General features: G+C 61.0%; 10 protein-coding genes. 4 read left to right on the top strand and 6 right to left on the bottom strand.

Going from position 1 to position 12,395, the window contains the following annotated elements:
* Window positions 1-137: 137 nt before the first annotated feature.
* A complete protein-coding gene (locus tag Q0288_RS01505; protein WP_299426076.1) occupies window positions 138-1,553 on the bottom strand; it encodes an ammonia-forming cytochrome c nitrite reductase subunit c552 in 1,416 nt (471 codons plus the stop codon).
* A 10-nt stretch (window positions 1,554-1,563) separates the two neighbouring features.
* A complete protein-coding gene (nrfH, locus tag Q0288_RS01500; RefSeq protein ID WP_299426073.1) occupies window positions 1,564-2,073 on the bottom strand; it encodes a cytochrome c nitrite reductase small subunit in 510 nt (169 codons plus the stop codon).
* 573 nt (window positions 2,074-2,646) lie between these two features.
* Here nrfH and Q0288_RS01495 point away from each other — a divergent pair.
* From Q0288_RS01495 to Q0288_RS01480, 4 genes are all read left to right on the top strand, one after another.
* Complete coding sequence (locus Q0288_RS01495) at window positions 2,647-4,488, top strand: arginine--tRNA ligase (protein ID WP_299426070.1); 1,842 nt, start codon at window positions 2,647-2,649, stop codon at window positions 4,486-4,488.
* A gap of 276 nt (window positions 4,489-4,764) precedes the next feature.
* Window positions 4,765-5,823: a trypsin-like peptidase domain-containing protein gene (locus tag Q0288_RS01490; RefSeq protein WP_299426081.1), complete on the top strand. Its 1,059-nt coding sequence runs from the start codon at window positions 4,765-4,767 to the stop codon at window positions 5,821-5,823.
* A gap of 233 nt (window positions 5,824-6,056) precedes the next feature.
* Window positions 6,057-6,716, top strand: coding sequence for a deoxynucleoside kinase (locus Q0288_RS01485; protein ID WP_299426078.1), 660 nt, complete (start codon window positions 6,057-6,059; stop codon window positions 6,714-6,716).
* A gap of 54 nt (window positions 6,717-6,770) precedes the next feature.
* Window positions 6,771-7,391 (top strand): deoxynucleoside kinase, encoded by a 621-nt coding sequence (locus tag Q0288_RS01480; protein ID WP_299426067.1) that lies wholly within the window; start codon window positions 6,771-6,773, stop codon window positions 7,389-7,391.
* A 100-nt stretch (window positions 7,392-7,491) separates the two neighbouring features.
* On the opposite strand, the gene Q0288_RS01475 is transcribed toward Q0288_RS01480, so the two are convergent.
* The 4 genes from Q0288_RS01475 to Q0288_RS01460 all read right to left on the bottom strand — a co-directional run.
* The gene (locus Q0288_RS01475) at window positions 7,492-9,843 is read right to left on the bottom strand and encodes a hypothetical protein (protein WP_299426064.1); all 2,352 of its coding nucleotides are present in this window, start codon (window positions 9,841-9,843) and stop codon (window positions 7,492-7,494) included.
* The gene (locus tag Q0288_RS01470; RefSeq protein ID WP_299426061.1) at window positions 9,833-10,189 is read right to left on the bottom strand and encodes a hypothetical protein; all 357 of its coding nucleotides are present in this window, start codon (window positions 10,187-10,189) and stop codon (window positions 9,833-9,835) included. The genes Q0288_RS01475 and Q0288_RS01470 overlap by 11 nt, the downstream gene beginning before the upstream one ends.
* Before the next feature lie 210 nt (window positions 10,190-10,399).
* Window positions 10,400-11,629, bottom strand: coding sequence for an MFS transporter (locus tag Q0288_RS01465; protein WP_299426058.1), 1,230 nt, complete (start codon window positions 11,627-11,629; stop codon window positions 10,400-10,402).
* Window positions 11,626-12,395, bottom strand: a 770-nt coding sequence (locus tag Q0288_RS01460; RefSeq protein WP_299426055.1) for a nitronate monooxygenase, incomplete at its 5' end; no start/stop codon positions are given. The genes Q0288_RS01460 and Q0288_RS01465, both read right to left, overlap by 4 nt.

The raw sequence follows: 12,395 nt of genomic DNA, 5'->3' as shown, positions 1-12,395 counted from the left end.
GGGGGGTAGTAATCGCTACCCACGACAAAAGCTGGCTGGCCCTGGTGGATCGGGTGGTGGAGCTAACGCCTGCCTGATCTCGCCGATACCTCAAAACCCCCGCAGCATGGCGGGGGTTTTGACTGCCTGGATCGGGGCTACTGCCTGGCTGCGACCTCGGCCCGGTAGGCTTCAAGAACACCTCTTCTAGCCTCGTCAATGGACTCACCCAGGATGCGGGCGGCCTCCTGGGGCGCATGGAAACCTCGAGAGTTTTCCGAGAATACCCAGTCCACCTTAAACTGTGCGGAACGCTGAAGGGTGCGGGCCTGCTTGAGGGCTTCGTCGCTGGCTCCGGCGTCCTTAGCCTTGACGATGGCTTCAATCAGGTCAACTGTTGCCTGCTTGGCCTGCTCCTGAAGCTTGTCGGTGCGCACCTGGATGGTTTCCACCCGCTTCAGCAGTTCATCTTCCGAGATGTTGTGGCAGGTCTGGCAGCTCTGGGCGATGTTGAGCATGGGACTGCGGGCATGGTGGTTGGTGATCTTGACCGCACCCACGCGCTCATAGGGCATGTGGCAGTCGGCACAGGCCACGTTGGAGTGCGGGCCTTGTGACCACAGCTCAAACTCGGGGTGCTGAATCTTCATTACCTCGGCCCCAGAGCGCTTGTGTACCCAGTCTCTCCAGCCGATCTCGTCAAAGTACTGGAGGGCATGTTCGACCTTCAGACCGTGCCGCCAGGGGAAGATCAGGGTGCGGGTAGGCGGCTTGTCGAAGTGGTACTCAACGTGACACTGAGCACAGACCAGCGAGCGCATCTCGTGCCGGCTAGCATCGCGGTTGGCATCATAGGGTATCCTGCGGTCGCCAGCCCGCCAGCGTTCAATGCTGGGCAGATGTGGCACGGGATCCTTGGATTTGGCCAGCTCCTGGATGCCAACCTTGAAGGCAGGACGGGTTATCCGCACGGCCATGGTCTTGGGATCGTGGCAGTCAATGCAGGAGATGGGGTTTTTAACCAGTTTGTTGGCTTCTGTCCAGGGCATCGCATTGATGGCCTCAAAACCCTTCCAGAGTGCCTCCTCGGTGTGGATCTTATCGGCAGGCAGGCCAGCCTGCACCGCAGCCGTGCGATAGGCCTCGATTACACTTGAGTGGCAGTTGAGGCAGGAGCCCGGCTGCTTGAACTGATGCACCCGCTCGGTCTGGCGCTGATCGTAGAGCATGAAATGGTGGCCCCGCTCTTCACGGAAATCCACCGCGAACGGGAACCCATCCCACAGAACGCGAAGATGGGGGTATTTGTCCAGCTTCTGGATGTTCTCCGATCCGCCGAAGCGGGTGCGCTCGATATCTACCGTACGAATGAAAGTATCATACTGTAAGGGGAAGTTCTGGCCCCAGACCGAGGCGTCATGGGTGTCCTCGGTGATTTCGACCACCCTGAATGCTACCTCCTGCGCCTCGGCCTGCCGTAAGCCGATATTGCTCAGCAGAGCCAGAAGGCCAAAGGTTCCCAGTGCAGCCAGAACCGCCACTGCAGCGCCGATCCATAACCATCGTTTATTCATAAACATCCCCCTACTGCCCGTGACCTACATCGCTGTGGCAGTGCAGGCAGCCCAGGCCGCTGCTCTTAGCTTGCAGGTTGGCGCGGGCGGCAACAAAACCGGTATGGGCTTGCACAATCCCGCTAACAAAATTGCGGTGGCAGTTCACGCAACTCTGCTCCACAATCTTCAGGCCACGCGGCTTTATCTGGATGGGTTCGTGAAAGTTTTGCAGGGTGAAAGCTACCGAGTGGTTCCAGCCGTCCACGGCTTTACCCGTCCACTTACCCACGGTATCGTGGGGCAGGTGACAGTCAACACACTTGGCTACATTGCGGTGGCTCGAGCGTTCCCACGAAGTGTGTGCCTCACGCATGACGTGACAGTTCACGCATGCTTTGGGATCGTCAGAAAGATAGGAAAGTGCGTGGGCGCGATCGGCGGTGAAGGCTCCAGCACCGGCCATCAATCCCAAAAAGAGCGCTGCCACCAGCAGGACACCTCCCCCCATCAGCCAGTTTCGCATAATGAACCCTCGCATGTTCGCCTCATATCCACCTCATTACCCCTATTTAACCACCCCTGAGAAGAAAGAGTCCATGCCTTAAGTCAAAGTTTGCTCCCATGGGGGAGATTTGCCGACCTGGATCTGACCTGTTCATGGCGAACCGGGTGGAGGGCATCCATGATAACAAGGGAGAGTCATCCCCCAAACTGGCTCCAGTAACGTGATGTACTTTCAGGTACCCTCGAGATAGTCTCGGTCTAAGCCCTTCCCGCTCGGCCTCCCGAAAGAGACCCGTAAAGGCCTGCGCCCGGTGCGGGGGTCTGGTTTGGTCAGGGATCGAGCAGGCCACGAAGTGCGCTATCCCGCGCACTGGATCCCGCTCAAAAAGTGGGTGGCAGGCGAACTGCTGATCGTTGCATTCGGGTTTACTCCACCCCTCCAGGCGCCTCGAGCGGATCCGCAGCGAGGTCTGACCCTCCAACGGCGAGGAGTACCTCACCGGTTTGGTGATACGGGTAGGGTCGAGCATCGCGCCTCTGGCTTTCCCCTAGGATACACGTGGTTGGGCTATAGGTCGAGGCTCCGCCAAACTGCTATCCTATTGCGGTGTTAGAGCTACGTCCCGACATCAAGTCCCACCTCAAAGAAGCCATCGTCCAGGCTCTGGGAGTCCTGGGCCTCCAGGAATTGCCCGAAATCATTGTGCAGGAAACCCCGGCTGGCAAGGAAGGCGACTACGGCACCCCCGTCGCCATGGGTTTGGCCCGCGCGCTTCGCAAGGCTCCACCACAAATTGCCGCCGACCTGGTGCAAAACATCCAGCTACCGGCCTGGGTCAGGCGTACCTTTGTGGCCGGGGGCTACCTCAACTTCGAACTCGAGCCTGCCTTTCTGGTTCAGGCCGCCCTCGAGCCCATCCAGCCCTTCCCCCAAACTGCGGGCAAGGTGCTCCTGGAGCACACCTCGGTCAACCCCAACAAAGAGCTACATGTGGGACATCTGCGCAACATCTGCCTGGGCGACTCGCTGGCCCGGATTCTGCGCTTTGCCGGGCGCAACCTCGAGGTGATGAACTACATTGACGACACCGGGCGGCAGGCCGCCGAGAGCCTGTATGCGCTGGAATACTTCGGCCTGGGCAGCCCGGAGGGCTATGGTAAGTATGACCACTGGGTTGGCGACGCCTATGTGCGGCTGCACCAGGAGATGGAAGATCCAGATAAAAAAGTGGCTATCGAGCAGGGCGTGCAGAAGACTTTGCACCGTCTGGAAGAAGGCGGGTTGCGGCTCGAGGTGGACAAGATTTTGCGCTCGCAGCTTCAGACCATCTACCGCCTGGGGGCCGAGTACAACGCCCTGGTGTGGGAGTCGGACATTGTGCGTGAGGGGCTTTTGGCGAAGGCCATGAAAGCGCTGGAAGGCTCGCCTTATGTCTCGCGCCCCCGCGAGGGCAAGTACGCCGGGGCTTTCGTAATGGACACCAGCGCTTTTATTCCCGGTCTGGAAGACCCCTACCTGGTGCTGATTCGCTCCAACGGAACCTCCACCTACACCGCCAAGGACATCGGCCTCCAGTTCTGGAAAATGGGGATTCTGGAGGGTATTAAGTTCCAGGAATACGACACCCAGCCCAGTGGAACCAGGCTCTACAGCACCCACCCCGAGGGCCTTCCCATGCCTTTTGGCGGGGCCAGCGAGACCATCAATGTGGTGGATGCCCGCCAGAGCCATGCGCTGCGGGTAGTCCAGGCTTCGCTCGAGGTCGAGGGGCGGCACGACCTGGCCGAGCGCTGCTTCCACCTGGCCTACGAAACCGTGCTGCTGGAAGGCAAGCAGATGTCGGGTCGCAAGGGCATTGTGGTCTCGGTGGACGAGGTGCTGGACGAAGCGGTGCAGCGCGTACGGGCAGTGATTGCCGAGAAAAACCCCGACCACCCCAGCCCCCAGGAGGCCGCCGAGCAGATCGGGGTGGGGGCGGTGCGCTTCGCCATGATCAAAACCGAGGCCAGGAAGCAGATTGACTTTCGCTACGACCAGGCCCTGAGCTTCGAGGGCGACACCGGCCCCTACATTCAGTATGCCTACGCCCGTGCGGGCTCGATTCTGCGTAAAGCTGAAGAGCAGGGCGTCTCGAGCGAAAGAACCGATTTTTCCCTGACCACATCCCACGAAGTTGCTCTGGCCAAGCACCTCCTGCGCTTCCCCGAGGTACTGCAGGATGCTGCTCGTAACAAAGCCCCGCACATCCTGGCCCAGTATCTGCTCGAGCTGGCTGCTGCCTGGAGCAGCTTCTACAACGCCAAAACCCCCGATGGCAGGCCCGCCACCCCGGTACTGACTGCTCCCGAGGGATTGCGTGGCGTGCGGCTGGAACTGGTCAAGGCCTTGCGACAGACGCTCAAGCAGGGGTTGGAGCTGTTGGGTTTGCAGGCTCCAGAGGTTATGTAGGGGTTTCCAGGTATGCTTGTTGCCACATCCAGCACGGCATATCGCGGGGTACTATGTCCGTAGCCGTGCAGCAGGACCGATGGGCCTCACGGGTTTGACAACCTCCATAAGGCGCAGCATAGGCAGCCAGATTAAGGTTTCTTGAACATCCAAAAGGGTCTTTTTTATCAACAAAAATTTGTTCCCGAGTAGTAAAACCCCACTTTTGAGGTCTTCTGAGGAACTGCTATTGATTACTCACCATCGGCATATGAGAATGAGAAAGGTTTGCTGATGATGCGCATGTTTGCTCTTATGATCCTGCTGGCCCTGAGCCAGGCTTTCGCCCAGGCGCCCCGCCTCACGACGCCCGAGGAGGTGGCCCGGGTGGAGGTGATTCGCCGGGCCTTGCCGGCGGTGGTCAAGATTTCTGGCATCCTGCGTGACCCCCAGACAGGCAACGAAGGCCCCACCAACGGGTCGGGCTTTTTCTACGCGCCCAGCCGCATTATCACCAACTACCACGTGGTGCAGGATCTGCGCGACATCAGCGTGCAGCTCTTCGACGGGCGCTCCTTCCCGGCCCAGGTGTTCGCGGTGGACAAGGGCATTGATATCGCCATCCTGACCGTCCAGGGCGTGACTGCCCCCGCCCAGCTCTCCTTCGGCGCTTCGCAAAATCTACCGGTCGGGATGGGGCTGGTGGTGATTGGCAGCCCCTTCGGTCAGCGCAATTTGTCATCGTACGGCATCCTGGCCGGGGCTGGCCCCACCGCTGCTGAAAAAAATGACCTCGATCCCGAGATCGGCTCGGAGATTGGAGACCTGCTCTTTACCGACGCCCGCATCGTGCAAGGCAACTCCGGCGGCCCAGTACTCGACTTGCAGGGCCGCGTGGTTGGCGTGGCCAACGCCACCCTGGGCGACCTCAGCGGCGTAGGGGGGGTGGGGGTAGCGATTCCGGGTGTTTTGGTGCAACAAAGCGTGGGCGACCTCGAGCGCTTCGGGGTGCCCCAGCGCGGCAATCTGGGCGCTACCCTGCTCGACCTGGGAGAACTCGACCCCATCCTGCTGGGGCGGGTGGGCTTGCTGTCCACTCGAGGGGCCATGATCGAAAAGGTGCAACCCGGCGGCCCGGCAGCACGGGCTGGCCTTCGCCCCGCTCAGCGCGACCAGCGCGGTAAATTGGTTAGTCTGGGAGATATTATCCTGGCCGTGGGAGGGCGCACCATGCGCAATGCCAGCGAAGTAACCCAGACCATTGCCCGCTTCCGCCCTGGCGACCGGGTCAGTCTCACTGTCTGGCGCAACGGGCGGCGGCTGGAGGTGACGGTAACCATGATTGCACGGCGCTGACGCGCCGGTCGGAAGCCCGGCGTCGCGGGTCTAACACCCGTGTTGAGCCACAAACCACACTGACCCCTGGCTTGTCGCTCACACCCCTCCCAAACCCCTGGTTCCAGGCATAGCCCGATGCCGGTTCTGGCCACAAGCTGAAGGCCAGAAATCAAAGTCTTTTTGGCCTTGAGCCTTTGGTGTCCACCTGTCAAGACTTCCGCTTTGGGCGTTTAGCTCTTAGCCTTAAGCAGATGTATGTAGCCATCGAGGGTGTGATTGGGGTGGGCAAGACCACCCTGGCCAGCTTAATTGCCCAGCGGTTGGGGGCCGAGAGTTTGCATGAGGTGGTGGAGGATAACCCCTTTCTGCCGATGTTTTATCAAGACCCCATTCGCTATGGCTTCAAGGTGCAGGTATTCTTCCTGCTCTCGAGGTACAAACAACTGCTGCCCCTCTCGCAGCCCAGCCTGTTTGCGGGGGGGGTGGTAGCCGACTACCTCTTTGACAAGGATGCAATTTTTGCCGCCATGAACCTCTCCGGGGCCGAGTGGGATCTGTACAACGATCTCTATTCCAACCTTGCGCCCAGGATTCCCACACCCGACCTGACCATCTACCTGCGTGCGCCGCTGTCCGTCATTTTTGAGCGCATCCGCCGCCGGGGCCGGGTCTTCGAGAAGCAGATTGACCCCGAGTACCTGGCCCGGCTGGGTGAGTTCTACGAGCGCCACTTCGCCACCTACCCCCACCCGCTGTGGATCATTGACACCCAGGAGTTCAACTTCGCCGAGCGCGAGGCCGACCGCGACTGGGTGGTGCGACATGTGCACGAACGGCTGGAAACCAAAGCGGCAAGCAGCAATGCACGCAGCAAGACACTGGACGCGGCCAGTCTAAATGACCCGTCCTAGAACCCATCTGAGACCCCCTACTTGTAGCCCTCGAGGCCTGGACGCTTGACCGCTATGTACATCGCTATTGCAGGCAATATTGGCTCTGGCAAATCCACCCTGACTGGACTGCTGGCCGAACGCTACGGGCTTTGGCCGGTCTACGAGGCCGTGGACGAAAACCCCTATCTGGCCGATTTCTACGCGGATATGGGGCGCTGGGCCTTCCAATCGCAGGTGTTCTTCCTGGCCAAACGGCTGGGGCAGCATCTCGAGCAGATCAACCCGGCCCGGCACGTGGTGCAGGATCGCACCATCTTCGAGGATGCCTTTATCTTCGCCCAGAACCTGTGGCTCGAGGGCCATCTCTCCGAGCGTGACTGGCGAACCTACCTGGCCCTCTTCGACGGCATTGCGCCGGCGCTGCGCAAGCCCGATCTGCTGATCTATGTACGCGCCTCGGTCGAAACCCTGCAAGCCCACATCGCCCGCCGGGGGCGGGACTACGAGCAAACCATCCCACCCGAATACCTGGCCTCGCTCAATCGTCTCTACGAAGCCTGGATTGGGGCCTACGACCTCTCGCCGGTGCTGGTGATTTCCAGCGACAGCGTGAACTACGCCGACGACGAAGAAACCCGCGAGCTGATGTTTCGGATGCTGGAAGCCTACGGCCTGAGCAGGCCATTGGTATGAAGCACTCTGGTAAGAACCTCCGCCCAGGCACTGATCGTGGAAAGCAAAGAACGTCTCCCCCACCCGGAAATCCAGGCGGGGGAGACAGGGTAAACCCGCTTTACTTCCGCCTGCGGCTGGAAACCCTGGAAGGCTGTTTTTCGGGAGGTTCCGCGGCGGGCTGGAGGGTCGCCAGCGGCAGCCGCACCACCGAAAAGTGCTGGTGGAAAGTATTCACCTGCAGATCAAACACCGGAATCACACCCACCTCGCTCTTACAGAACGGCGTAAACCGGACGCATTTGGAGGCGCTCACGGCATTCCCGGCCTTATCGTTTACGGTCACCTTGACCAGGAATTCCAGCGCCTTGGGCAATTTCTGGTTTTGCAGGGTCAGAATCAGGTGATCCCGGTCAACCTGGAAAGTAGCCTTCTGACCGCCTATATCCAGACTGCCCTGTTTTTTCAGCAGGTCGGTTCCGGCTACATGCCAGTGGTAACTGAGGGTTCCACTAAAGTTCTCCACTGTGGCCCGGAAATGGCCGGTTCGGGAGGTCTGGCGAGTGACCGTTCTTCTCCAGCGCCCCAGCCGCGCCAGGGCAGGGTGGGCGGCCCTGGCCGGCTGAAAACGCAGGTTGGCGCGTGGGGTCGCCTCGAAGCGGATGTTTTCCAGGTCGGCCACCACCTCGGGTATCTGCCACCCATCGCAGGCAAACTCGCCCGCGAGTTGCACTGAGGGCAGGGGTTTTTCGTAGGTTTTGTAGTTCAAGCGGATGCGATCATCGAAGACCTCGCTCACCTGCACCACGCTGTAGCGGCCCTCGGCGGTCTTGAGGGCATACACCAGGCGGGTCTCGAGGTACTTTTGCGACTCCGGCAAAAAGGGCAGGTCGGGAAAGGGCAACGGAATGGCCAATTCGTGCAAGGGAACCGTGGCATCCGCGTAGGGGAAGGGATAGAGTTTCCAGCGCAAAATGCCCGCCAGATCCTGGAGGCCGGTGCGGGCCAGCCGCGCTCCACAGCGGGTGCGAAGCTGGCGGCCAAAACCGCTGCCGCGCCACTCCAGGTCGGCGCTGCCCATGCTTTCCGAACCCACCTGGCCGTTGTCGAGGTCAATCAACTGCCCGTTGCGCACCTCGAGCACCCCCGAGGCCCGAATCGGCACTTTCTCAATGGGCCTGGCATCGAAGTTGATGGCTACATCATCAATAAAAACCCGCTGGAAGATCAGGTTCAGGCCAATGGCGGGAACCTGGAGGTCTTGTCGGAGCTTGTCGGCCAGGTTTCCAGCAATACCTTCTACCGTGGTTTCGATCACGTTCTCGGCGATGGCCAGCAGCACCGGCACCAGGATGCCAATCAGGATGGCCCCCACAATGCCCCCCACCACGGCCCCACCCACCACACCGCCCACGACCGCTCCGCCCACCGCACCCACCACGGCCCCCACCAGCACCCCCACCAGCCCCCCGGCGATGGCCCCGATCGCGGCTGCCCCCAGCCAGCAGTACCAGGGAATGTCAATGTCCACATCGGGGTTGTCAATCTCGGCTTTGAACACCAGTTCACCACCCACCACCTTGGCACAGATGCGGCCTGCAATTTTGCCGGTGGCGTCATAGCAAAAGCCCGACTTGGCAATTTCGCCCTTCAGTTCGATGAAGCCATCCCGCAGGCGCAGCTCGAGTCTGGTCAGGTCGGCGGTCTCGCCGCCCCCCGAAACCGGGATGGTGCGGTTGAGCCGTAGAAAATCGTCGCCAATGTCGAAGTTAGACTCGCTGGTCTGGAGGGCGCTGGCCACCCTGGGCCTGAGAATCCGCGCCAGCCAGCGAAAGAAAAGGGCAATAGCCCCGGTTTCGCCCGGATTGATAAAGTGCTGCAGGCCCGCGGCATTGCCCGCACTACCCCCGGCAAACGTGAGCATGATCGCCAGCGCATCGCGGTCGGCAGCAGAGATGTCGTCAATGATGCGAATATCTCCCCGGGTGGGCAGGTCGGCAGGGTCGGTGGCGGCCCGCTTAACCGGAACCGGAAAGAGCGGAATAGCCCCCACCTGGTTGCGCAGGAAGTTGGCAAACAAATTGGGCAGCAGTGGAATGGGGATGCTCCCGGCGGTGAAGCCCGTAAAGTGCAACTGGTTGCGGAAATCCACTTCGGCAATATCAAAGTCGCTCGAGGTGGTGCGGTTCATGTTGAGCCCCGCCACCGCCCGCAGTTGCCCCAGGCTTCCATCCGCGCCAATATCAAAGCGCAGGTCAATAAGGTTGCTGGCCCCACTGGGCAACGGCACATCGCTGGGCCGGTCAAACAGCATATCCAGCGAAAAGGCCCCCTCTGCCGAGCCCAGACCCACTGCGTTCAAGAAACTGGACAGCAGGCCGCCCGAGTCAAAAAAGGTGGAGATCACATCGTTGACGCTTTGCTCGGTAAACTCCATCACAGCATCAAAGCGTTGGGTCTGACTACCTGGCATCAGAACCCTCCCTGGGCCCCCGGGTAAAGCGCACCCGGATGTGGGCGGTGATGGCCTGGCCGTTGGGCAGGGCATAGGTCTGGCGGCTTAGATGTTGCGCCAGGTTGGGGTCGAATTGCTGTAACCGCCGCTTAAGCAAGGTGGGCACCTCGATCCCTCCGGATTGCAGCAACTGGAGCGGGTGGGACAGATACTGCTCGGCTTTTTTGGGATCGCTCAGCAGCTTGAGGATCCTGGCTTCCTGTTTGCGGAGTTCCCGCATCTCGCGTTGCAGACTGGGGCTGAGCTGGGCTATAGACCGATCAAAATGGCTCTGCACGCTCTTCTGTGACCTGGTTTTTGCCATACACTGCTCCTCTTCGGCTTGCATTAACTCGACCACCCCGGCAAGGGCCAGGGCTACGCAGGACTATGCAGGCTTTGCAAGGGTAGCAGGGCTTCCGTTACACCAGCGTTATGTGTTCTTCAGGGCGGTTGCCCTGGAAGGCGCTCCCCTTCACGGAATCTGGAACCGGTTTTTATATCAACTAGCGACGCAGTCTACTTGAAAAACGCCCTAGCCCTGGGCCGCAGCTAGCCTGGGAGACCGGTGGATGCCAAGCGATAGCAAAGCAGCCGCGAGCCCTATCATCCCGGCCACCAGGAAAGCCAGGTTGTACTCGCCCAGTGCATCGCGGGCGGCTCCACCGGCCCAGGCGGCCCCGGCAGCACCGAGTTGGTGGGCCGCAAAGACCCAGCCATAGACGGTACCCACGTTCTGCCGTCCGAAGTGGTCGGCCACCAGCGCTACGGTGGGGGGCACCGTGGCAATATAGTCCAGACCGAACAATACGGCGAACAAGATCAGGGTCTCGGGGGTGGTGGCGAAGGGCAAGAACAAGAGCGAAAGGCCCCGGAATCCGTAGTAGATGCACAGCAGCACGCGGGGGTCGTGGCGGTCGGTCAGATAGCCCGAGGCCAGGGTACCCACAAAGTTCATGGCCCCCATTACTGCCAGAATGCCCGAGGCGGTGGTAGGGGTCAGGCCGCACGAGACCGCATAGGGGATAAAGTGCACCCCAATCAGGCCGTTGGAGGTGGCCCCGCAGATGAAGAAGGTGATGGCCAGCAGCCAGAAGGTGGGGGAACGCAGCGCTCTGCCCATGATGCCGGGATCGGCAGTAATCTTCATCGGGGCCGAGCCGGGGGCCGCACCAAAAGCCCGCAGCCCGACCTCCGCCGGGCTGTCTTTCATAAAGAAGAACACTGGCAAAACCGCCAGCAGCGACACAGCCGCCATAATCCAGCTTGCCTCGCGCCAGCCCAGGCCGCTGGCCCAGAAGACCAGGGCCGGGATGAAGAGGAGCTGCCCCGCCGAGGCGGCGGCACCAAAAATGCCGGTAACCAGACCCCGGTGCTGGATGAACCAGCGGTTGGCCACGGTTGCACCCAGTATCCCGCCCACCACACCCGTCGCTACCCCGCTCAGCAACCCCCAGACCAGGTTGAGCTGCCAGATCTGGGTCATCAGGGCGCTCAGAGCCATACTGACAGCCATCAAACCCAGCCCAAAGAGGGTGATGCGCCTGGGGCCAAAGCGATCCATCAGGTAGCCGCTGAGGGGCGCCCCCAGCCCGAACAGTACCAGGCCAATCGCGGTGGCAAAGGCGATGCTCTGGATGGCCCAGCCGGTGCTATCGTGCAAGGGTTGAATCATCGCCCCCGGCACCGAGCGGTTGCCCGCAGCGATCAGGGTGGCAATCACCGCCACCGCCACCACCATCCAGCCGTAAAAAAGCTTGTTCATAATTCGAGGTCCCTCTGCACCTGGCGCAGGGACACACGGGTCTCCTGCATCAGAGTCTGCACCAATTCAGCAGCGGGCAGGCTGCGGCAAAGGCTCGCCGCCTGTCCGGCCCACAGCGACATGAACTCGAGCCGGTCGGCTTTAGCGGCAGCCTGGCGAATCTCGCCCGTGAGGGCATTCTGGATGGGATAGGGCGGCACCAGTGCTTCGTAGGGGTGCATGCGCTCTATAAAGGCATTGCGCAAACCTCGAGCAGGCCGTCCCGAAAAGGCACGGGTGACAACGGTGGTATCGGCCTGAGCCTGCAACAAAGCCTGTCTGTAGAGGGGATGGATACCCGACTCCGGGCAGGTGAGAAAGGCGGTTCCCATCTGAACTGCGGCGGCCCCCAGCAGCAGGGCGGCGGCAATCCCCCGCCCATCCATAATGCCCCCTGCGGCAATCACCGGGATTTTCACTGCATCTGCGACCTGGGGCACCAGGGCCAGGGTGCCGGTCATGGAGTGCTCAATGGGGCCAATAAAGGTGCCCCGGTGCCCCCCGGCCTCGGCCCCCTGGGCGCAGACATAGTCGGCCCCGGCTCGTTCCCAGGCAGTGGCTTCTGCCACGTTGGTAGCGGCGCCGATTACCTGGCACCCTGCCTGGTGCAGGCGCCTCAGGGTCTGGGCAGAAACGATGTCGAAATGAAAACTCACCACCGGGGGTTTTTCCTCGATTAAGACTTCCAGTTGCGCTGCGAAGTCCTGGCTAAACTGGCTGGGGAGGG

Source organism: uncultured Meiothermus sp., from assembly GCF_937863175.1.
Classification (GTDB): Bacteria; Deinococcota; Deinococci; order Deinococcales; family Thermaceae; genus Meiothermus.
The sequence above is the reverse complement of the archived record's forward strand: the minus strand, read 5'-3'. Positions and strand labels throughout refer to the sequence as shown.